Here is a 20,442-nt window from a genome sequence, read left to right on the forward strand (position 1 = left end):
GGGTCTCAGCCGACGAAGGTGATCGCGTTGCCGTCCGGGTCGCGCACGATGAAATCGGTGCCGCCCCACGCTTGTTTGGTCAGCTTCTGCACGATCTCGGCGCTAGCGGCCCGATATTCCGCGTAAAGCTCGCGGACGTTCGGCATATCGACGAACGCCATGATGAGCCCTTCTCGTTCCGCGGCACCGGCCGCGAACACCGGCTCGTGGACAAGCTTCAGGTGCAAGGTCGCGCCGTCGCGCGACACCGATCCGTAGAACGGCGGGTTGCCGTGCAAGAAGTCGATCCGGAAGCCGAGTTGGTCGCGATAGAACGCGGCCGAGGCATCGACGTCGGCGACGTACAGCACCGGTTTGGCGCTGGCGACTGCCGTGTCCTGAGTCCGCGGCTGCTCGCCGTTGGGCTGGGCCGCTTCCGTGCTCGCCTTGAGTTCGGCCCAGCTGGCGCAGCCCGCTTCGAGGGCGATGATCTCCTGGGCTTCGGTGAGGGGAAACTTCAGCGCGAGTGCTTCGCGGTCGGACAACGTGCGATAGCGCGCGAGCTGTCGGATGCGACCGCCGATCGAGAAGTTTCCCTCGCGGTGCCAGCGAACGAGCAGTTTCGCCTGCTTCTTGTAGGTTTCGAGCTTGGGCATGGCGCTCCGTCTTCGGTCGTGAAGTAGGTGGGCCTTGCCCTTTCGGCTTGCTCTGCCGCTGCGCCCTACAACCGGGTTCGAACCCGCGCCTGCGACGTCGAGATTACCACAGCGAGTTGTCCCCCCCGGCCGCGTGAGCCCCGTCCTTTCCCCAGTTCAGCGGCCCGTGACGCCCTGCCGGTGGCGGGACGCACGCCGGCCGTCGACGCCGTGTGGGTGGGAGCGTGCGTAGCGCGCGTGGGATGGGATTAGTCGGTGCGGGTGTGTTCCATCTGCCAGTTGGTGGTCCAGGTTTGGCCGTGGTCGGTGGAGAAGGCTTGTTCCCAGGCGGCCTTGTCGGTGCCGGGGATCCAGAGGAAGCGGACGTCGATGGGTTGGCCGTCCCACACGTCGGGGCCTTCGAAGGTGCCGGTGCCGTTCTCGAAAGAGCCGATGACCGGGGACTCGAGGCGGCCGCGTTGGCTGTTGATCCAGTGGATGGACCACGCCTTCGCGGAAGGGTCGTAGAGACGGAACGTCGCCCCGCGGAAGCCTTCGCTCGGGAACCAGCCCTCGTCGAAGCTGATCGCGCCGTCGAAGTACGTCGTCGCTTCCATCGTCGCGTCGTGCTCGTACCACTCGAACGGCTCGCCGAGGACCGGCCGCCGGCGGCGGTTGTGGAACGACCACCGGCCGACCAGGAAGTCGAAGTCGTCGGTGAGCTTCGGTACGTCGAGCGCGGGCGGGGGAGTGTGCCGCCGGGTGAAGTCCATGGTCCAGTTGGTCTCCCACGTCTCGCCGCCGTCATCGGAGTACGCCTGCTCCCAGTGCGCGGTCTCAGAGGTGATGTCGGACCACTCGTAGCTGCACAGGATGGGCCGTCCCTCGTGGGTGTCCTCGCCGACCATCCGGCAGCGTGAACCGTCGGCAGACCAGCTGCCGTGCACCGGCGGGTACAACTGCATCGTGGTGCTGCTGACCCACCAGATGCTCCATTGCTCGCTCACCGGGTCGAACAGCCGCAGCGACAGCCCGTACGACCCCTTCGTCGGGAACCGCATCTCGTCGATGCTGATCTGCCCGTCGAAGTACGTGCGCGCGGTCGTCGTTCCGTCGTACTCGAGCCATTCGTCGCACCCCACGAAGGCCTGTTTCAGGGTTCGGTGGTGGACGTCGAAGTACCCGTTGAGGAAGTCGAAGTCGCCGGTCACCTTGGTCCAAGTCGTCATACGACCAAGCGTGCGAGCAAAACCTGACAACCTATGGCAGCGATAAGGACTAACCTCGAAGTATGCGTTCGAGCCGGCTCCTGTCGATACTGCTGTTGCTGCAGACGCGCCGGCAGCTGACCGCGCGCGAGCTCGCCGACGAGCTCGAGGTGTCGCTGCGGACGATCTACCGCGATGTCGAGGCGCTCGCCGCGGCCGGAGTCCCGGTGTACGCCGACCAAGGCCGAGCAGGCGGGTACCGCCTGGTCGAGGGCTACCGCACCCGCCTCACCGGCCTCACCGAACAGGAGGCCGCCGCGCTGTTCCTCGTCGGCATGCCGGGCGCGGCCGCCGCGCTCGGGCTGACCGCCGAGACGAGTGCCGCCGAACTCAAACTGCTAGCAGCGCTAGCTCCCGATCAGCGGGACCGCGCCGGCCGGCTCAAGAACCGCTTCCACCTCGACCTGCCCGCCTGGTACCAGGACGCCGAAGCCTCACCACAGCTGTCCGCAGTCGCCGACGCCGTACTCCACGACCGCCGCATCAAGGTCCGGTACCGCCGCTGGGAGGAACCGCGCGAGGTCGAGCGGATCCTCGAACCGTACGGACTCGTGCTGAAGAACGGCAGCTGGTACGTCGTGGCGTCCACCCCCGGCGGACTGCGCACCTACCGCGTCTCCAACATCCTCGACCTGACGCCGACCGAGGAGACGTTCGAGCGGGACGACAGATTCGAGCTGCAACGGTTCTGGCAGGAGCACCTGGAGGGTTTCGACCAGGTCCGCTTCACCGGTGAGGCCGTCTTACGGGTGTCCGCACGGTTGGCCGCGAAGATGTACGACGTCTCGTACCCGGCCCTCGTCAAAGCCGTCGCCGCCACCGAACCCGAGGCCGACGGAAGCGTCGTGGTGACGATCCCGATCGAGTCGATCCCGAACGCGGCCGCCTCCCTCTGCCGATTCGGGAACGCGCTCGAGGTACTGGAGCCCGCGGAGTTGCGGGCCGAGTTGGCGAACCTCGGCCGAACGCTGTCCGACCTCTACTCCTGAGCTGAGCGCCCCAGCACACGCTCGCAGGCCTCGGCGCTCCGCCGGAGGAACGTGGCGATGAGGTCGAGCTCGGTGTCGGTGTAGTCGGTGAGTACGTCGTCCATCGCACCCATCATCGGCTGGTACAGGCGGAACACCTCCATCCCGCGGTCCGGCAGCACCCGGATCGTGACGCTCCGGCGGTCCGCCCCGGTGCGGTCGCGGGCGATCCAGCCGGCGCGTTCGAGCCGGTCGAGGATGCCGGTCAGCGTCGCCGGGTGCAGTCCGGCCTGACGGGCCAGGGCGCTCGGCGTCAGCGGGCCGCTGCGGGCCAGTACGTCGAGGCAGTCGAGGTCGACGTCCTTCAGCGCCAGCCTGCCGCCGACCTGGTGGTTGAGCAGGGCGAGCTGGATCCGCAGGTCGCGGAGCGCGGCCTTGATCTCGTTCCCGGTCCGCCGGCGGTGGCGCATGTCACCTCTTTCTATCTGGCTCATATCTTATGAATTCCATACTATATGAAGAACAGAGAAGATTCGAAGGAGGCGGTCGGGATGAGGATCACGGTGTTCGGGGCGACGGGCGGGATCGGCGGTCACGTCGTACGGCAGGCGCTCGACGCGGGGCACAAGGTGACGGCGGTGGTGCGTACGTCGTCGACGTACGAGCTGGAGCACCCGGCGCTGGAGGTGATTCGGGTGCCCGGGCTGACCGAGGCGGAGCCCCTGCGGGACGCCGTCGACGGAAGCGAAGCGGTGATCTCCGGTGTCGGCGCCCGCGGGCGGAAGGACGGGCCGGTCGCGTCGGAGAGCACGCGGTCCATGCTGGCGGCGATGGAAGCCGTTGGGGTACGGCGCTTTGTCGCGGTGAGCGCAGCACCGCTCGGACCGGTGCCGGCGGACGAGAGCTTCCTCAACCGGCGGGTGATTTATCCGATGATCAACGCGTTCGCCGCCGACGTGTACGCCGATCTGCGGGTGATGGAGGCGGACATCATGAGGCGTACGACGGAGTGGACGATCGTGCGGCCGCCGAAACTCACGAACAAGCCGCTGACCGGGACCTACCGGACGGAGGTCGGCGGCACGGTGACCCGCGGGTACGCGATCTCGCGGGCGGACGTCGCGCACCTGATGCTAGCGGCGCTGGACATGCCGGCGACGGTCTGTCAGCCGGTTGGGCTGGCGTACTGATGGCGCGCGTTGTTCGTGGACTGAGCCTGCTCTTCAGTGGGGTCTTTGCCGGGTTCCTGGTGTGCGTGCTGGTCCTGGAGAACTCGTTGCGGGGGTTCGGGGCGTCGGTTTATACGCAGGTCCGGCTGGTCGAGCTGGACTCGCTGGACCGGCTCGCCTCGGTGACGCTGACACCGGCGATCGTCACCTCGGTGGCGCTGGCGATCTGGGCCCGGGGCAACGATCGGCGTGTGGTGCTGGTCGCGGTCGCGCTGCTCGTCGTTGTCTTCGCTACGACGCTGGCGATCAACCTGCCGATCAACTCGGACCAGTCCGCGTGGTCGGTGCATAACCCGCCCGCCGACTGGGCCGCCGTACGCGACCGCTGGCAGCTCGCACATCTGATCCGCACCACCGCCGCACTACTAGCCTTCGGCACCCTGACCGCATCCGCCCTCACCCACCGAGCCCCCACGAAGCACCGCACCCCACCCACGGCCGTCCTCGCGTAGCTCCACCGATCATCTTTGAGCACCCACCAACCAAATCTCGGCCGCGAATTTGGTTGGTGGGTGCTCAAAGAACCCTTGGGTTCGCGATGAGGTGGTGGGGTACGGCGTGGGCGGTGTGGGTCTGGTGGCCGGTGGTGGTTCGGGCCGTGGTGAGGGAGTTGAGGAGCGCTTCCTCTACTGATTCGGTGACTGCTTGGAATGGTGTGCGGAGGTCGCGGTCGGGGAAGTTCGGCGTACGGGCGGTGGTGACGGCGATCGCGTAGTCGCCGCTGCCGGGGGCGTAGTCGGAGCCGACTCGGCCCATCGCGAAGATCGCCCGGCGCGCGAGTCGCCCGAGTTGCCGGGAGTCGAGCGGGAGGTCGGTCGCGACCACGATCATGCAGGAGTTACCGTCCGCATCGATCGGCTGGGCGGGAACCGGGCGGCCGAGCACGGTCAGCAGACCGGAGAAGTTCGCCTGGACGAGTACACCAACGGTGTGTGCGCCGGACTCTGCAGCGTGGGTGCGGTCCGCCGGGATCGTGCGGGATGCAGTGCCGATTCCCGCCTTGAAACCGAGGGCGCAGGTTCCGGTGCCGGCTCCGGCGCAGCCTTCGGCGGGGAGATCGGAGGAGGCTGTGTCCAGGGCAGCCTGCACGTGCTCGGGCGTGATCGGGCGGCGGCGGATGTCGGAGAGGTAGCCGTCGTTGGTCTCGCCGACGATCGGGTTCAGGCTGGTCGCTCGTGGGTTGCGATCAAGGAGCCAGGTGACCAGCGCGTCCGCGACGCGGAACGTGCTGAGTGTCCCGGTGAGCAGGATCGGGGTTTCGATGACGCCGAGTTCGTCCACCTGCGTCGAGCCGACCAGCTTCCCGTACCCGTTGCCGACAGCAACTGAGGCCGGCAGAGTCTCCGCCCAGCCGTCCGGGACGATCGCCGTCACCCCGGTGTTCAGCCCGTTGCCGGTGATCGTCGTCTGTCCGACCCGCACCCCCGGTACGTCGGTGATCGCGTTGAGCGGCCCGGTGGGCAGCGTGCCGACGACAACACCCAGCTCACGAACTCTCCGAGGACTCTGCATCCAGCTATCGTCGGCCACATGCTGCAGCACCTGGCCGGCCGGGTCTGGATCTACCCGCACGACCCCGATCCCGACGCGATCCGCCCGTCCGTCGCCGTGATCGCCGACGAACGCGGCAGCGTCCTCGTCGACGCCGGCAACAGCCCCGAGCACGCAAGAGCCGTCGGTACGGCGATTGCCGCCGCCGGCCTGCCCGCGCCGACGTGGCTCGTCTACACCCACCACCACTGGGACCACACCTGGGGCGCCTGCGCCTGGCCCGACGTCACCGTCATCGCCCACTCCACAGCTGTCGATCTTCTCGAAGCCGAGGCCGACCGCCACTGGAGCCACCGCTACCTCCGCGACCAGGTCGAAGCCAACCCCAAGCTCGCCCCCAGCTTCCGAGCCCGCGCCCTGGCCGTCCCCGACTGGACCGATTTCCGGATCGTCCTCCCGGACCAGACCTTCGAGGACACGCTCACCCTCCCGACCGACGTCGTACTGCGGCACGTCGGCGGCAACCACGCCCCGGACTCCGTCATCGTCGTCGCCGACGGCGTCGCCCTCCTGGGAGACGCCTTCTACCCACCGCCGTACCACCTCCGCACACCCGACGACACCGTCGACCATGCGATGGTCAAGCGCCTGCTCGCCGAGCGCCACAACTGGTACGTCGACGCCCACTCGCCCCCGCGGCAACTCTCCGAGGCGCTCGCACAGTCCGGCTAGCGGACCTGGGGACGGGGCGCGCGGACGGGACCCGTAGGCTGGGCGGGCGATGAAGAGTTTCGAGGAGCTGTTTGCCGAGCTGGGTGAAAAGGCGGCGACACGGCCGGAAGGTTCCGGGACCGTGGCGGCGCTGGACGCCGGCGTGCACTCGATCGGCAAGAAGCTGGTCGAGGAGGCCGCCGAGTCCTGGATGGCTGCCGAGTACGAGAGCAAGGACCGGGCCGCGGAGGAGCTGTCACAGCTGCTGTACCACGCCCAGGTGATGATGCACGCGCTCGGCCTGGACCTCGAGGACGTGTACCGACATCTGTAGGAGCCCCTCCCACAGATCACCGGTTCACACCTCCCAGAAAGGGCAGTCGCCATGCTGCGCGTCGCAGTACCGAACAAGGGCTCGCTGAGCGAAGCCGCCACCGAGATGCTCGTCGAAGCCGGCTACAAGCAGCGCCGGACCACCAAGGACCTCACCCTCACCGACGCCGCCAACGAGGTCGAGTTCTACTACCTCCGCCCGCGTGACATCGCCGTGTACGTCGGCGAGGGCACGCTCGACGTCGGCATCTCCGGCCGCGACCTGGTGCTGGACTCGCACGCGGACGCGGACGTCGTCATGGGCCTCGGATTCGGCTCGTCCACGTTCCGGTTCGCCGGGCGGCCCGGGGTCGCTGACTCCGTGAAGGACCTGGCCGGGAAGCGGATCGCCACGTCGTACGCCGGCGTACTGCAGGACCACCTGGCCGAGAACGGCGTCGACGCGGCGGTCGTCCGCCTCGACGGTGCCGTGGAGTCGGCCGTCCAGCTGGGCGTCGCGGACGTGATCGCCGACGTCGTCGAGACCGGTACGACGCTGCGCCAGGCTGGACTCGAGGTCTTCGGGGAGCCGATCCTGCAGTCCGAGGCCGTGCTGATCAAGCGGAACGGCGTCGAGAACCCGGCGAACGGACTGCAGCAGCTGGTTCGCCGGCTCGAGGGCGTCCTGATCGCGCGCAACTACGTGATGATGGACTACGACATCCGCGCCGAGGACGTCGACGCGGCCACCGCGGTCGCGCCCGGCCTGGAGTCGCCGACCGTCTCGCCGCTGCACCGGCAGGGCTGGGTCGCCGTCCGGGTCATGGTGAAGCGGGCCGAGGCGCAGCGCCTGATGGACCAGCTCTGGGAGGTCGGCGCCCGCGCGATCCTCACCACCGACATCCACGCCTGCCGGATCTGAAACCCGCTGTCATGCCCGGATCCGCGCCGAGAGACAGGCTGTTCGTGTTCCACCCGCGGATCGTGGCGGCGATGGCGGCCGGGATGGGGTTGTCGTTGATCGCCGTGTTCGGGGTGATCTGGTTCCGGTTGTCGCCGGACGATCGGGCGTCGTTCGACTGGTTCCAGCGGTTCACCCTGCTGGCGTTCTTCGGGGCGGTGCTGTGGATCTTGTACCGGATGTCGACGCTGCGGGTGACGGCGTACGCGGATCGGCTGCGGATCCGGAACGTGTTCAAGTCGTACACGCTGACGTGGTCGGAGGTCACCGCGCTGCGGTTCCGTCCGGGCGACGCGTGGTTGCAGCTGTTCGATGCCGATGACAACCGGATCGGCATTCTCGCTGTCCAGGCCGCCGAGGGTGCGCGGGCGAGCCGCGCCGCCAAGCAGCTGGCAGCGGTCGCCCGCGAACACGGCGCCGGTCCGTCTAGACGGACACCTGAAAGCTAGTCGTGTGTGAGTCGCCGGGCTGGAGTACGACGAGGTCCTGACCGGTGCGGAACGCGTCCGGCGGGCAGGTCATCGGCTCGACCGCGAGCGCCGTACGCCCGACCGCCTCGCCGGTGAACAGCTGCATCCACGGCGTGTCACTCGTCAGCACCGAGCGGGCACCGCTGTCCGGATCGGTCAGCGACACCGACCACGTACCGCCGCCCAGTCCGGTGAACGCGTTGTCGATCGAGGTCGAGCCGATCAGCCGGGGCTCACGGAAGTCGTACGGCGTTCCTTCGACCGGTGTGAGGCCCGTCGGGACCATCCGGTCCGCGGATACCTCGAGCCGCTGCGCTGCGGAGAACTCGAGGAGGCAGTCGTCGATCTGGCGACCGACGCTGAGGTAGGGGTGTGCTCCATAGCCGTACGGCGCTGACGTCCGGCCGACGTTGGTGGCCGTGGCGGTCACGGTCAGGCGGTCGGTGAGGTGATAGGTCAGGCGGAGCTCGAGCTGGTGCGGGTACCCGGGCTGGCCGAACAGCTGGTGCCCGGCGACCACCGTCGACGGGTCGGATCCGTCGTCGACGCGCTGCCAATTCGCCCAGCGGGTCAGGCCGTGGATCGCGTTCTGGCGGGCCGGTTCGGTCAGGTACAGCTGCTGATCGACGCCCTCGAACGTGTACTGCCCGTCCGTGATCCGGTTCGGCCACGGGAACAGGTGCTGGCCGAGTCCGGCATGCGCCGCCTCGTCCTCGCCGTACGCGAGCAGGACCGGGCGCCCGCCGTACGTGAGCTCCCGCAGCCCGCCGCCGACACTCACCACCGTCCCCTCGTACCCGCCGCCACGGAGGACCCATTGCTCACCTGAAGGCAGAACACTCATGTCCCTATCCTCGCCGATCCGACGCCAACGACAGGAGGTAGTCCGCGATGGAGGACCCTTCCTCGCCTGGCTCCTGCGGTGGTAGCTGGCTGGAGCGGACTACTTCCTGTCCTTAGCGCTGTCCATCTGGGGCGACCCCGTTCGTGGTGATGCTGTAGACACGCTGACAGGAGGTACGACGTGAAGTACTTGTTGCTGATCAATGCCGGCGAGCTGGACCTGCAGGACACGCCGGTGGGGTGTGAGCCGGAGGACTGGATGCGGTTCGACAAGGAGATCACCGACGCGGGGGTGGTGGTCGCGTCCGAGTCGCTGGCCGATCTGGTCACCGCGACCCGCGTCCAGGTCGCGAACGACGGCAAGCGGACCGTGACCGACGGGCCGTTCGCGGAGACCAGGGAGGTGCTCGGCGGGTTCTACGTGATCGACGTACCGGACCTGGACGTCGCGCTCGACTGGGCCGCGCGGTGCCCGGGATCGCGGGGCGGCGGCTCGGTCGTGGTGCGACCGGTCGCGGAGTTCCCGGGAGCGTGACGATGGACCAGGTCGAGGCGGTCTTCCGGGAGGAGCGCGGCCGCTTGCTCGCAGCGTTGGCCCGGCGGTTCGGGGACCTCGACCTGGCCGAGGAGGTCACGTCGGAGGCGATCGAGGCGGCGCTCACGCGCTGGCCCGTCGACGGCGTACCGCCGAACCCGGGCGGCTGGTTGATGACCACCGCCCGGCGCAAGGCGGTCGACCGGCTGCGCAGGGACCAGGTGTACGCCGCCAAACTCGCGATCCTTCACGTCGAGGCGGACCGTCCCGCGCCGCAGGCGACCGGGGACGAACTGCCCGACGAGCGGCTGCAGCTGTTCTTCACCTGCACCCACCCGGCGCTCGCCGCCGAGGACCGTGGCGCGCTGACGCTGCGGTGCCTCGCCGGGCTGACCACGCCGGAGGTCGCGCGGGCGTTCCTGGTCCCGACCGCGACGATGGCCAAGCGGATCGTCCGCGCGAAGAAGAAGATCCGGGAGGCGCGGATCCCGTTCCGCGTCCCCGGCCCGGACGAGCTGCCGGAGCGACTGCCCGGCGTCCTGCAGGTGATCTACTCGGTCTTCACCGAGGGGTACGCCGCCAGCTCCGGACCGTACCTGCAACGCCTGGACCTGGCCGAGGAAGCGATCCGCCTGGCCCGGATCCTGCACCGGCTGCTCCCGGACGCCCGCGAGGCGACCGGTCTGCTCGCGCTGATGCTGCTGATCCACGCCCGCCGCGACGCCCGCAGCGGCCCGGACGGCGAGATCGTCCTGCTCGAGGACCAGGACCGGAGCCGCTGGGACCAGGAGATGATCGCCGAAGGCCGCGACCTGGTCGTCGCCGCGCTCACCGGCAGCCCACCCGGACCGTACGCCGTCCAGGCCGCGATCAACGCTGTTCACGACGAGGCGACCAACTTCGCAGACACGGACTGGCCGCAGATCGTCCAGCTGTACGACGTACTCCTCGAGCTCGACCCGTCACCCGTGATCGCGCTCAACCGCGCCGCCGCGATCGCGCTGCGCGACGGCCCCGAGGCAGGACTCAGCCTCCTGGACGAGCTGGCCGCGGAACCCGTCCTCCGGGACTACCACCCGTTCGCGCTCGCCCGCGCCGACCTCCTGCAGCGCCTCGACCGCGTCCCGGAGGCGATCGCCGCCTACGAACACGCGCTCACCCTCGCCGGTTCCGAACCCGAACGCGAACACGTCCGCCGCCGGATCGCCGTACTCAGATCTCCTAGCCGAACGGACCGCTGATCGGTCAGGATGCTGTGGTATGGAGACCGTTTACGAAGCTGCGGGTGGGGCGGACGGCATGCTGCGGCTGGCGGCGGCGTGGCACGAGCGGGTGATGGCGGACGAGATCGTCAGCCACGCGTTCCACGGCGGGGCGAAGCCGGATCACACCGAGCGGCTGGCGGCGTACTGGGGTGAAGCTCTCGGTGGGCCGCCGGCCTACACCACGACGTACGGCGACGAGGCGTCGGTGCAGCGCCGGCACGCCGGGAACGGCGAGCACGACGAGATGAACCACCGCGCGATCGCCTGCTTCGACGAGGCGGTGATCGCGGCCGGCATCGACGACGAGCGGACCCGGTCCGTGCTGCACGACTACTTCGCCTGGACGACCTTCAACACGATGTATCGGCACCGGCTCGACGACATCGACGCCGGTCAGCCCGTCCAGCGGTGGTCCTGGGACGGACTGGAAGCGTGACCGACCGCCTCTCCAGGCTCGCCCGCAGCTGGGACGAGGCGGCCGGCGGCTACGAGGCGTACTTCGTCCCACGCTTCGCCCCCTGGGTCCAGGCCGCGGTCGACGCCGTGCGCGAGCTGCCCGACGGTCCGGTCGTCTGCCGTGCTGCGGCACCTTCCCCGAGCTGGACCTGCTCGCCCCGCGCTTCCCGGACCGGCGGATCATCGGGGTCGACCTGTCGGCCGAGATGGTCCGGCTGGCCCGTCGGCGGGCGGGTGAGCGGTCGCTGGTCGAGGTCGTTCAAGGCGACGCCTCCAGGCTCGAACCGGCCTGGTCCCCGGCGGCGGTGGTCTCCGTGTTCGGGCTGCAGCAGCTCGCCGATCCGGTGACGGCGATCCGGTCCTGGTACGACGTACTCCGGACGGACGGCCGCCTGTGCGTGCTCTATTGGCCGGAGGTGATCGAGGAGACGGGTCCGTTCGAGTTGCTCGACAAGGTGATCGGCGCCGAGCGCGACCGCTCCTGGGAGGACGCGTTGCTCCCGGCGCTGGACGGCGCGGTGATCGAGCGGGACGACCTGATCTCGTATCCGATGACGCATCCCGACGCGGCGACGTACTTCGACGCGGCCGACCACGCCGGGCCGCTGCGGGCGCTCGCGTTGGCGCGCGGCGACGACTATGTTGCGGACCTGCGGGAGCGGTACGTCGCGGCGGCGCCGGCGGGAGAGTGGACCCACCGTCCGCGGGCGCGGCTGATCGCGGTCAGGAAGCCGCGGAGTCGTGCGGGGGCAGCGCGACCGACTTCGTGACGAGCTCGAGCGCGGGGTCGAACGGTACGGAGGGGTTGCCGTCGACGATGACGTGGGCGCGGGAGCGGGTGGCCTGCTCGGCGAAGTGATCGCGCTCCCAGCGCATCCACTCCAGCCAGTGGTCGCGGAGGGCCTCGCCGTCGCGTTCGATGCCGCGGTCCAGGCGGACCTCGTTGGACGTCTCGACCCAGAGTCGCAGCGCCTGCCAGTGCGCCGCGTCCCGGTCGCAGGCGGTGACACCGTCGACGATCAGCAGGTCCACGGTGTTCGGTACGACGTGCAGCTCGGCGTACGCGCCCTGGTACCAGTCGTACCGGCGGTACCGTCCTTCGCGGCCGTCGGCCAGCCGTTGCAGGACGTGGTCGCGGAGCAGCGCGAAGCCGCGCTCGGCTCCGGCCCAGCCGTCGTACAGGTCGTCCATGTGGATGACGTAGGTGTTCAGGTCACGGGCCTTGGCCCGGGCCTCGAGGGCGGCGGCGACGGTCGTCTTGCCGGATCCGGCGGGGCCGTCGATGCCAATCAGCCTGGTCCGGCCGAGGCGCGGCACATCGGCCTGGACGTTGTCCAGCAGCGAGTCGATGGTCAGGGGGTGCGGGCCTTGGTCAAGGGCCTTGTCAGTTGATTCCATGGCGCTTCAGGATGTCCTCGATCTCGTCGAACTCCGACGATTCCGGCTGCTTGGCCTTCCCCTTTGACGGTTTAGCAGCCTTGGCGGTGGTGGCTGATGCCGGCGCGGGTCCGGTAGCAGTCAGCTCTCCCGCGGGCGAGGCGGGCTTCTTCTGTGCCTTCTGGTTCCCACTGCGGCCGCGGGCCACACCGGAGACGACGTACAGCACGACTGACACGCCGAACAGCGCGACTCCGGCCCACACGGTCGGCGAGAAGATCAGGTGGGTGACCCAGCTCACGGAGGAGCGGACCACGTCCCAGACCAGTTCCAGCAGGCCGGTCAGGTACAGCGAGACCGGTAGCAGGGACCACGCCACACCGCGCGTGCCGGCCGCCAAGCCGCGGCGCCGCCAGGCGAACCACGAGCCGATCAGACCGAGCAGCGTGAGGCCTACGCAGAACGGCAGCAGCGTCAAATCGTTGAAGTCAGGCACATACCCAGGCTCGCACAGTTGGCGCGTGATCCAAGAGGGGAACAGCCCTGACGCACCCCTGAAACAGTGGTCCGGGGAGAATGAGCGCCGTGCAACCACCAGAGCGGCGTTTGGCCTTCACCGGTTTCGACAACGACGACGGGTCGGCGGACCCGGCGCTGGCTCGGGCGCTCACCGACGGCGACGGGGGAGCGGTGCTGGCGGCGCTCACCAAGGCACGGCTGCTGGTGCCGGTGGTCGCGATGCTGGGCGAGGTCGAGTACGACGAGAACGGGTTGGCGCACGACAAGACGTCCGACATGGCCGTCGCGCTGCTCAAGGGACAGGACGGGCGGAACGCACTGCTCGCGTTCACGGGCACTGAGGCCCTGACCCGTTGGAGTCCGGAGGCGCGCCCGATGCCGGCCCAGACGCAGTTGGTTGCCACCGCGGCGATCCAGGAAGGCGCGGCCGCGATCGTGCTGGACATCGCCGGCCCGGCCGCGGGCGTGATCGAGACCGACGACGTACGGCGTTTGGCCGCCGGCCTCCAGGTGGTGCGCCTGGAAGACGGCGGCTACGCGTGGATCGAACCGGCCGGATCAGACCCCTCCAACAGCTGAGCCGGCCGTCTTTCCGGAAACTATTCGTCGCGTGGTGACGATTTCTTTCCGGAAAGGTCAGCCGACCGGGGAGCTGAGTGCGTCCATCGGCTTGGAGCGCATGGCGATGCGGCCGGTGATCGCGGTGGTCGGCAGGACCAGGAGCAGGACGACGGCCACCCAGATCAGCAGAACCCAGACCGGTCCGGACGGGATCGGCCAGCCGCGGGTCGCCAGCGCGATCGGGAACACGGTGAACGCTGCTGTGACCAGCCCGGCGACCAGTCCTAGCGCCGCGATGAGCAGGCCCTCCAGACGAAGCATCCGGGAGACTTCGCGACGTGTAGACCCGGTCAGCCGCTGCAGCCCGAACTCGCGCCGGCGATCCAGCACCGCGACAGCGATCGTGTTGATCGACGCGATGGCCGTGTACGCGACTGCGATGGCGGCGAGCAGATAGGCGATCCACGCGTCCACGCCGAGCCCGGTGTCCAAGCCTTCGCCGAGCAGTTCGCGTTCACCGATCGTCGTACCCGGCCACTTCGACAAATCCGGGTGCACCTTGTTGCTGGTCTTCAGCAGGAGCTGGCTGGGCAGGCCGCTGGTCGTGTGGGCGGCGAGCAGTTGCGCGGGCAGCAGGAGAGACTCGTAGCCGGACGGTCCCTCGGCAAGGGCGACCACCTTCACCTTGACCAGCGCGTTGTCGCCGAGACGCAGGCCGATCTGCGAGCCGACGCCGACCTTGAGCTTCTTCGCAGTACCCGGCGGGAGCGCGACGGTGTCACCGGTCAAGTCGTCCAGCGAACCCTGCTTCACCTTGCCCTTGTAGACCGGACCGCTCAGGCCGAGCAGAGGCCAGGCGTCGCTGGTGTGCGACTTGTCGTACGGCTCCTCGATCCAGCCCTTGCTGCGGACCACCTCCGACACCGTGGTCACACCCGGCATCGACCGGACCGAGTCCGTCAGCGACGCCGGGATGCCGCCCGAGGTGGAGGTGAGGACCACATTGCCGGCCAGGTTCTTCGTGAACGCGTGGACTGCCGCCTTCTGCTGCGTGCTCTGCGAGTAGATGTTGCCCATGGCAATCGCCGTGGCGATGGTGATCGGGACCAGGATCGCGCCGACCTGCACCGCGCGGACCCGCAGGTTGATCACCGCGAGTGTGCCGCTGGTCCCGCGCTTCTCGACCAGCCGCGTGATGCGCGGGAGCAGCGCCCGCTGGATCACCAGCGGCGCGAGGACCGCGACCGCGATCGAGCCGGTCAGGCCGGCCGGTCCACCGATCGCCGCAGCGTTGGCCGGGCCCATGAACGGTGTGGACAAGGCGATCGCCGCCGTCGCACCGGCGAAGACGAGACCGATGACGATCCGCACTCGGCTCAGCGCCACGTTCGGTACGGCGGCCTCGGCCAGCGCCTGGATCGGGCGGATCCGGGCGGCCCGTCCGGCGGCGAACCCGACGGTCACCCGCAGTACGGCGAACGCGAGGACGGCCGCGCCGGCGAACGGCAGCGCGCCCTGGTCGAACCGCAGCTGTGACGGCACGATGCCGCCGTCGGCGAGCCTTCCGAAGATCCAGGTACCGGCGATCCGGCCGCACAGCAGCCCGAGCACGAGCCCGATCACCCCGACCACCATCGTCTCGGCGATCACCATCTTGCCAACCTGACGTGGGGTCGCACCGCTGGCTCGGAGCAGCGCGAGTTCGCGGCGGCGCTGGCGCACCGACAGCCCGATCGTGGCTGAGACCACGAGCGCCATCACAACGGCCACCATCCCACCGAAGACGCCGGACATGATGATCAGCGGCAGACCGGTCGCGATCCCGGAGAACTCCGCGACGCCGCGCTCGTCCCCCGTATAGGCCTTCACACCGGCCGGCAGGTCGAGCCGCTTCGCGAGCTCCCGAACCGACGTACCGTCCGCGGGGAACACCCCGATCGCATCCAGACCGTCCGGGACGTCCGCGTCGGCGAAGAAGACCGGCGGTACGTCGACCTGCTGCTGGGCGACCGCGATACCGGCGAGGGTGAACGTGCGCGGCTCGCCGCCGATGGTGACCGTCAGGGTGTCGCCGGGTTTCGCGCCGTCCGCCAGCCGCTGGTCGAGCACGACCTGCCCCGCCCGGGGTGCCCGGCCGGCGGTCAACGTGTAGGGAGTCAGCGCCGCAGACGTCCAGCCGTGACCCGCAAGCGCCGTACCAGACGGTTCGAGCGACGTGATGACGGCGGGGAAGGAGCGGTCGGAGATTGCTTTGGCGACGCCGGGCGTGGTGGTGAGCTTGGTGAGCAGGGCCGGGTCGAGGCGGTGGCGTTCCGGGAAGGCGGCGGAGCCGCTGCCGTTCGGTGGGTGGTATGCCGGGTCACCGGTGACCACGATCGGGGCCGCGGACAGTCGTTGGGGTGGGGCGTTCAGGCGCAGCCCGGTCTCGAGCAGACCTCCGGCGGCGCTGAGCAGCGCCCCGCCGAGCAGGACCGCGACGAAGATGGCGAGGAAGGCAGCGGTCCGGTACCGCAGGGTGGTGACGGCGAGGCGGAACATGGGTCAGCTCTCCGTGGGTGAGAGGCGGCCGGCGCTCAGCTGGGCGAGCTCAGCGGCGACGGCCTCGGCGGTGGGGTGGACGGCCCCTCGACGCAACTCGGACACGATCCGGCCGTCGACGAGGAAGACGACACGATCGGCGTACGACGCCGCGACCGGGTCGTGGGTGACCATCACGATCGTCTGACCGAGCCGGCGGGACTGGTCGCGGAGCAGTGTGAGCACCTCGAGCGCGGTGGTGGTGTCCAGCGCGCCGGTCGGCTCGTCGGCGAAGGTGATCGCGGTCCGGCCGGCGAGAGCCCGGGCGATCGCCACCCGCTGCTGCTGACCGCCGGACAACTCGCTCGGCCGGTGCTTGACGCGCTCGCCGAGACCGACCGCCTGGATGACCTCGGTCACCCAGGCGTCGTCCGGCTGCTTGCCGGCCAGCGTCATCGGGAGTACGACGTTCTGCCGCACCGTCAGCGCCGGCATCAGGTTGAAGGACTGGAAGATGAAGGCGACGTGCTCGCGGCGCAGCTCGGTCAGCGAGGTCTCGTCGAGGCCACGCAGTGACCGGCCCGCCAGGTGGACGTCACCGGTCGTCGGGGTGTCGAGGCCGGCCGCGCAGTGCAGCAGCGTGCTCTTGCCGGAGCCGGACGGGCCCATCACGGCGGTGAAGGTGCCGGCGGCGAACTCGTAGGTCACACCGGCCAGCGCGTCGACCGCGCCGGGCCCGGTGCCGTAGACCTTACGCACGTCGGTCAGTTGTACGGGCGCGTTGCCTGTGTTGTTCACGGCGCGACCAGTACGTCGGACTTGCGGTGGTAGGACTCGTTGGTCCACCACAGGATCGCCACGATCGCGCCGAGGCCGAGGTCCGACCAGAGCCACCACGGGCCGTCGAAATGACCGAAGACCGCCAGCGTCAGCCAGACCACGAACTGGACCACGCAGGCGACCACCCAGACGCCGGTGAAGGCCTGGAGCGCCACGGTCAGCCCGCGGGGCGGCGCCGCGTTCGCGACACCCGACAGGATGCTGCGCAGTTCGCCGCGGGTCCGGGCCGCGAGGACCTGGTCCTGACGGTCGCTTGCCTGCGACGGGGTCAGCGCGGCCTGTCGTACGGCGCTGTCGAGCTTGCTGATCGCGGCTCGGCGATCGGTGTCGGTGAGCTGGACCTGGTCCGGCGTCAGCAGGGGTTCGAGGATCGTGTTCATGAGCTGTTCCCTTCGGCTGGTTCCTGAGGTGGGGTTCCGATGTGAAACAGCGTATGGGTTGAACAGTTTCGGATCGCGGTGCTCAGGACCCGTTTTCGAGGTGGACCTAGCTCCACTGTTCGCCGGCGTACGGCGTGCGTCAGGATGGGGGTATGACCGAGGATCGCGCGGACCTGCCGCCGGGGCTCGCCCTCTCGTGGGGCGTGCAGCCGGTGCAGCGGCGCGGCCCGAAGCCGGCGCTGTCGGTCGAGCAGATCGTGGCCACCGGCATCGAGTTCGGCGACCGGTACGGGTTCGAGGCGGTCTCGCTGCAGCGGATCGCGGCACAGCTCGGCGTCAGCACGAACGCGATGTACCGCTACGTCCGGTCCAAGGAAGAGCTGATCGTCCTGGTTCACGACACGGCGGTCGGGCTGCCGCCGGAGCTGCCGTCCGGCTGGCGTGCGGCGGCGATCGCGTGGGTGGATGCGCAGGTCAAGTTGTACGAGGACCGCCCGTGGTTGCTCGACGTACCGATCCGTGGCGCGCCCGTCACTCCGAACCTGCTGCGCTGGGTCGAGGTGATGCTGGCGGCGCTAGCGGAAACCGGGCTCAGTCAGCACGACAACCTCGGGTGCCTGATGCTCCTGGACGGGTACGCGCGGAACTACGCCGGCCTGGCGCGTCAGCTCGGCGCGAGCGATCGCACGCCGGTGCAGGCGGAGGAGGTCGGACAGTTCCTCGTCCCGCGGCTGATGGAGGGCGAGTATCCGACGCTGGTGTCGCTCTACCTCAACCAGGAGTACGAGGACGAGCTCGACGACGACCTCGAGTTCGGCCTCGCCCGCATCCTCGACGGCATCGAAGTCCTGATCACGCGGAAAAGCTAGGGCAGGGCGATGCGGACGGGTCCGTTCGCGCGGGCCTCGACCCAGTGCAGGTGGAATTCGCTGCCGGGGGCAACTTCCGCGCGACGATCCGGCTCGGTGCGGAGGTTGATCGGCGCGGTCAGCGTGGTGGCGGCTGCTTGCTGTTGTACGCCGTTCGCTTGCACCTCGGCGATCACGCCCGCCAGTGCCTGCGCGGCCGGTTTACGTTGGTGGTCGACGGTGAACAGGCCGAGGTCGTACTCGCGGTCCGGGAAGTCGAGCAGGCGCCGGTCGATGTCGTGCGACGACCACCAGGTCACGCCGTACAGGGACTGGTTCGTGAGCACCGTCTCGACAGTACGGCGGGTGAACTCGGCCTGGAGGTCGACGGGGATGTCGGGTCCCGGCACGCCGATCTCCTGCAGCCACACCGGCCGCCCGGGATCGATTGCGGTGGCCCGGGCGAGCTCGATCAGGTAGTCGGCGTGGGTGAGGGTGGCCGGACCCAGGGGACCGTCCACTCGTGAGACCCCGTTGAAAACCCACGAGTGGACAGTGGTCAGGTCACCCAGGTCCACCGCGTCGACGGGGTGGAACGGATGGTCGCCCTTGTACCAGGCGTCGTCGAAGACCGAGTGCAGGGCGAGTACGTCGGGTGCCGCCTTCTTCAGCGTCGTCAGCAGGTCCTGTGCCCACGCGGTCGACGTCTCGGGCGTGGTGGTGCTGTCCGGCCAGAGGTTGTTGACCTCGTTGCCGAGCGTGATCGCGAAGACGTTCGGCTTCGTCGCGACCGCGCGGGCCACGGCATCGACGTACGCCGTGAGACCGTCGCGGACCGTGCTGTCCTCGAACAGGCTGCTCTTGTGCCAGGTCAGCACCCACGACGGGAGGAAGTCGAAGCTGGACAGGTGCCCCTGGATCAGGTCGACGGCGACGGTCATGCCGTGCTCCGCGGCGGCCTCGATCGTGTCGAGCAGGTCGGCGATCGCCTGCTCGCGGATGATCGCCCGGTTCGGCTGGATCCAAGGCCAGACCGGGAACACCCGGACGTGATCCAGACCCATCCCGGCCAGGTCCGCGAAGTCCCGGCGTACCGCGTCGCCGTCGTAGTCCAGCCAGCTGTAGAACCATCCCGCCGAGGGAACGTAGTTCGCACCGAACCGGGGCGTGACGGACTCCGAAGCCATGCCGAGGATGCTAAATCGGTTTAGGCCACAAGAGCAACTGCGGTCCAGATCAGCTCGGAGGCGCAGTCGACTCGCGGACCGTGAGGACCGGGTCGGGGGTGCGGCGGTTCACGACTGTGGTGGGGTCGGCGATGGTTTCGAGGAGGACCTCGGCGGCCTGGCGGCCGAAGTCGAACGTGTCGCGGGACAGGGCCGTCAGCGCCGGGTGCATGAGCTGGGTCAGGATCGAGTCGTCGAACGCGACGATCGACAGCTCGCCAGGCACCGAGACGCCCATCTCCATCGCGACGCCGAGGCCGGCGACCGCCATCACGTCACTGTCGTAGACGATCGCGGTCGGGCGATCGGACTGGGACAGCAGCTTGCGGGTGATCGCTGCGCCCTCCGAGTCGCTGAAGTCCGTGGTCAGCGACGGAGCGTCGAGCAGTCCGAGCCGGGGTGCGGCGTCGCGGACGGCCCGGATCCGGCGCTGCGTGTGCTGGAAGTTCGGCGTACCGGCGACGTGGGCGATCCGGCGGTGGCCGAGGGCGGCCAGGTACTCGACGATCGACAGCATCGCGTCGCGGTCGTCGGCCCAGACCGAGGCCAGTGCACCCTTGCCGCCGCGGCCGCCGATCACCACGGCCGGCAGTTCGAGCGCCCTGAGCTCGTCGACCCGCGGGTCTTTCACGGTCAGGTCGACCAGGATCACGCCGTCGACCCGGTGCTCCGACGTCCAGCGCCGGTACACCTCGATCTCGGCTGCCGTGTCCTCGACGATCAGCAACTGCAGCGAGATCGACTCCGCCGACAGCCCCGACTGCACGCCGGACAGCAGGTGCGCGAAGAACGGCTCGACCCCGAGCGTCCGGGCCGGCCGTGCGATCACCATGCCGACCGAGTCGACCCGGGACGCCCCGAGCGCGCGCGCCGCGCTGTGCGGCCGCCAGCTCATCTGCTCGGCGATCTTCAGGATCCGCTCCCGGGTCGCGTCGCTGACCCCCGGCCGCCCGTTCAGCGCGAACGACACCGCGCCCTTGGACACCCCGGCCCTGGTCGCGATGTCCGCGATCGTCGGTCTAGCCATCGTCGTACCTCCTGCCCTTGACAG

The 20,442-nt window shown here is 69.3% G+C and carries 26 protein-coding genes; 13 read left to right on the top strand and 13 right to left on the bottom strand.

Going from position 1 to position 20,442, the window contains the following annotated elements; genetic code table 11:
* Positions 1-5: 5 nt before the first annotated feature.
* Together EV647_RS26735 and EV647_RS42650 are read right to left on the bottom strand one after the other, a co-directional pair.
* Positions 6-635, bottom strand: coding sequence for a glyoxalase superfamily protein (locus EV647_RS26735; protein ID WP_134007427.1), 630 nt, complete (start codon positions 633-635; stop codon positions 6-8).
* Between the two features lie 248 nt (positions 636-883).
* The gene (locus tag EV647_RS42650; protein ID WP_202871131.1) at positions 884-1,843 is read right to left on the bottom strand and encodes a hypothetical protein; all 960 of its coding nucleotides are present in this window, start codon (positions 1,841-1,843) and stop codon (positions 884-886) included.
* A 62-nt stretch (positions 1,844-1,905) separates the two neighbouring features.
* Between EV647_RS42650 and EV647_RS26745 the strand changes: the two genes are divergently transcribed.
* Positions 1,906-2,871 (top strand): YafY family protein, encoded by a 966-nt coding sequence (locus tag EV647_RS26745; RefSeq protein WP_134007429.1) that lies wholly within the window; start codon positions 1,906-1,908, stop codon positions 2,869-2,871.
* Here the strand turns inward: EV647_RS26745 and EV647_RS26750 are convergent.
* Positions 2,862-3,320 carry a MarR family transcriptional regulator gene (locus EV647_RS26750; RefSeq protein ID WP_238175530.1) on the bottom strand — a complete coding sequence of 153 codons (459 nt, stop codon included), beginning with the start codon at positions 3,318-3,320 and terminating at the stop codon, positions 2,862-2,864. The two genes, EV647_RS26745 and EV647_RS26750, sit on opposite strands and share 10 nt — an antisense overlap.
* A gap of 81 nt (positions 3,321-3,401) precedes the next feature.
* Here EV647_RS26750 and EV647_RS26755 point away from each other — a divergent pair, with 81 nt between their 5' ends.
* Together EV647_RS26755 and EV647_RS26760 are read left to right on the top strand one after the other, a co-directional pair.
* Positions 3,402-4,040: an NAD(P)-dependent oxidoreductase gene (locus EV647_RS26755; protein ID WP_134007433.1), complete on the top strand. Its 639-nt coding sequence runs from the start codon at positions 3,402-3,404 to the stop codon at positions 4,038-4,040.
* On the top strand, positions 4,040-4,531 hold the full coding sequence (locus tag EV647_RS26760; RefSeq protein WP_134007435.1) for an anthrone oxygenase family protein: 492 nt from the start codon (positions 4,040-4,042) through the stop codon (positions 4,529-4,531). Before EV647_RS26755 ends, EV647_RS26760 begins: the two co-directional genes overlap by 1 nt.
* 64 nt (positions 4,532-4,595) lie before the next feature.
* On the opposite strand, the gene EV647_RS26765 is transcribed toward EV647_RS26760, so the two are convergent.
* On the bottom strand, positions 4,596-5,591 hold the full coding sequence (locus tag EV647_RS26765; protein ID WP_134007437.1) for a P1 family peptidase: 996 nt from the start codon (positions 5,589-5,591) through the stop codon (positions 4,596-4,598).
* A gap of 18 nt (positions 5,592-5,609) precedes the next feature.
* Between EV647_RS26765 and EV647_RS26770 the strand changes: the two genes are divergently transcribed.
* From EV647_RS26770 to EV647_RS26785, 4 genes are read left to right on the top strand one after another with little or no spacing between them, the layout of a single operon-like run.
* Entirely contained in the window at positions 5,610-6,302 is a 693-nt protein-coding gene (locus EV647_RS26770; RefSeq protein ID WP_134007439.1) for an MBL fold metallo-hydrolase, read from the top strand.
* Between the two features lie 49 nt (positions 6,303-6,351).
* Complete coding sequence (locus EV647_RS26775) at positions 6,352-6,615, top strand: phosphoribosyl-ATP diphosphatase (RefSeq protein WP_130383737.1); 264 nt, start codon at positions 6,352-6,354, stop codon at positions 6,613-6,615.
* Between the two features lie 51 nt (positions 6,616-6,666).
* On the top strand, positions 6,667-7,515 hold the full coding sequence (gene hisG / locus EV647_RS26780) for an ATP phosphoribosyltransferase (protein ID WP_134007441.1): 849 nt from the start codon (positions 6,667-6,669) through the stop codon (positions 7,513-7,515).
* Positions 7,516-7,526: 11 nt separating this feature from the next.
* The gene (locus EV647_RS26785; protein ID WP_134007443.1) at positions 7,527-8,003 is read left to right on the top strand and encodes a PH domain-containing protein; all 477 of its coding nucleotides are present in this window, start codon (positions 7,527-7,529) and stop codon (positions 8,001-8,003) included.
* On the opposite strand, the gene EV647_RS26790 is transcribed toward EV647_RS26785, so the two are convergent.
* Positions 7,981-8,868 carry an aldose 1-epimerase family protein gene (locus EV647_RS26790; RefSeq protein ID WP_134007445.1) on the bottom strand — a complete coding sequence of 296 codons (888 nt, stop codon included), beginning with the start codon at positions 8,866-8,868 and terminating at the stop codon, positions 7,981-7,983. The two genes, EV647_RS26785 and EV647_RS26790, sit on opposite strands and share 23 nt — an antisense overlap.
* Positions 8,869-9,048: 180 nt before the next feature.
* Between EV647_RS26790 and EV647_RS26795 the strand changes: the two genes are divergently transcribed.
* The 3 genes from EV647_RS26795 to EV647_RS26805 are packed head-to-tail and all read left to right on the top strand — an operon-like array spanning position 9,049 to position 11,103.
* Positions 9,049-9,402, top strand: coding sequence for a YciI family protein (locus tag EV647_RS26795; protein ID WP_134007447.1), 354 nt, complete (start codon positions 9,049-9,051; stop codon positions 9,400-9,402).
* Between the two features lie 2 nt (positions 9,403-9,404).
* Positions 9,405-10,643, top strand: coding sequence for an RNA polymerase sigma factor (locus EV647_RS26800; protein ID WP_134007449.1), 1,239 nt, complete (start codon positions 9,405-9,407; stop codon positions 10,641-10,643).
* Between the two features lie 19 nt (positions 10,644-10,662).
* A complete protein-coding gene (locus EV647_RS26805; protein WP_134007451.1) occupies positions 10,663-11,103 on the top strand; it encodes an oxidoreductase in 441 nt (146 codons plus the stop codon).
* 49 nt (positions 11,104-11,152) lie between these two features.
* Here EV647_RS26805 and EV647_RS43130 read toward each other — a convergent pair whose 3' ends face one another.
* Positions 11,153-11,386 (bottom strand): hypothetical protein, encoded by a 234-nt coding sequence (locus EV647_RS43130; RefSeq protein WP_238177401.1) that lies wholly within the window; start codon positions 11,384-11,386, stop codon positions 11,153-11,155.
* Here EV647_RS43130 and EV647_RS26810 point away from each other — a divergent pair.
* Positions 11,306-11,893: a class I SAM-dependent methyltransferase gene (locus EV647_RS26810; protein ID WP_238177411.1), complete on the top strand. Its 588-nt coding sequence runs from the start codon at positions 11,306-11,308 to the stop codon at positions 11,891-11,893. The genes EV647_RS43130 and EV647_RS26810 overlap by 81 nt on opposite strands.
* On the opposite strand, the gene EV647_RS26815 is transcribed toward EV647_RS26810, so the two are convergent.
* Complete coding sequence (locus EV647_RS26815) at positions 11,847-12,521, bottom strand: uridine kinase (RefSeq protein ID WP_134007453.1); 675 nt, start codon at positions 12,519-12,521, stop codon at positions 11,847-11,849. The two genes, EV647_RS26810 and EV647_RS26815, sit on opposite strands and share 47 nt — an antisense overlap.
* Positions 12,508-12,996 carry a hypothetical protein gene (locus tag EV647_RS26820; protein WP_134007455.1) on the bottom strand — a complete coding sequence of 163 codons (489 nt, stop codon included), beginning with the start codon at positions 12,994-12,996 and terminating at the stop codon, positions 12,508-12,510. Before EV647_RS26820 ends, EV647_RS26815 begins: the two co-directional genes overlap by 14 nt.
* A gap of 89 nt (positions 12,997-13,085) precedes the next feature.
* Here EV647_RS26820 and EV647_RS26825 point away from each other — a divergent pair, with 89 nt between their 5' ends.
* The gene (locus EV647_RS26825) at positions 13,086-13,598 is read left to right on the top strand and encodes an SseB family protein (RefSeq protein ID WP_238177402.1); all 513 of its coding nucleotides are present in this window, start codon (positions 13,086-13,088) and stop codon (positions 13,596-13,598) included.
* 57 nt (positions 13,599-13,655) lie between these two features.
* Here EV647_RS26825 and EV647_RS26830 read toward each other — a convergent pair whose 3' ends face one another.
* Genes EV647_RS26830 through EV647_RS26840 form a run of 3 tightly spaced genes read right to left on the bottom strand, consistent with a single transcriptional unit; the run spans position 13,656 to position 17,317 of the window.
* Positions 13,656-16,118 carry an FtsX-like permease family protein gene (locus EV647_RS26830; protein ID WP_134007459.1) on the bottom strand — a complete coding sequence of 821 codons (2,463 nt, stop codon included), beginning with the start codon at positions 16,116-16,118 and terminating at the stop codon, positions 13,656-13,658.
* 3 nt (positions 16,119-16,121) lie between these two features.
* Positions 16,122-16,895: an ABC transporter ATP-binding protein gene (locus EV647_RS26835; RefSeq protein WP_134007461.1), complete on the bottom strand. Its 774-nt coding sequence runs from the start codon at positions 16,893-16,895 to the stop codon at positions 16,122-16,124.
* Positions 16,892-17,317, bottom strand: a complete 426-nt coding sequence (locus tag EV647_RS26840; RefSeq protein WP_134007463.1) for a DUF1707 domain-containing protein — start codon at positions 17,315-17,317, stop codon at positions 16,892-16,894. Before EV647_RS26840 ends, EV647_RS26835 begins: the two co-directional genes overlap by 4 nt.
* Before the next feature lie 152 nt (positions 17,318-17,469).
* Between EV647_RS26840 and EV647_RS26845 the strand changes: the two genes are divergently transcribed.
* Positions 17,470-18,186, top strand: a complete 717-nt coding sequence (locus EV647_RS26845) for a TetR/AcrR family transcriptional regulator (RefSeq protein ID WP_134007465.1) — start codon at positions 17,470-17,472, stop codon at positions 18,184-18,186.
* On the opposite strand, the gene EV647_RS26850 is transcribed toward EV647_RS26845, so the two are convergent.
* Together EV647_RS26850 and EV647_RS26855 are read right to left on the bottom strand one after the other, a co-directional pair.
* Positions 18,183-19,352 carry a cellulase family glycosylhydrolase gene (locus tag EV647_RS26850; protein WP_134007467.1) on the bottom strand — a complete coding sequence of 390 codons (1,170 nt, stop codon included), beginning with the start codon at positions 19,350-19,352 and terminating at the stop codon, positions 18,183-18,185. The two genes, EV647_RS26845 and EV647_RS26850, sit on opposite strands and share 4 nt — an antisense overlap.
* Positions 19,353-19,401: 49 nt before the next feature.
* Complete coding sequence (locus EV647_RS26855) at positions 19,402-20,418, bottom strand: LacI family DNA-binding transcriptional regulator (RefSeq protein ID WP_134007469.1); 1,017 nt, start codon at positions 20,416-20,418, stop codon at positions 19,402-19,404.
* Between the last annotated feature and the right edge of the window lie 24 nt (positions 20,419-20,442).

The sequence above is a fragment of the Kribbella sp. VKM Ac-2566 genome (assembly GCF_004366005.1).
GTDB lineage: Bacteria > Actinomycetota > Actinomycetes > Propionibacteriales > Kribbellaceae > Kribbella > Kribbella pratensis.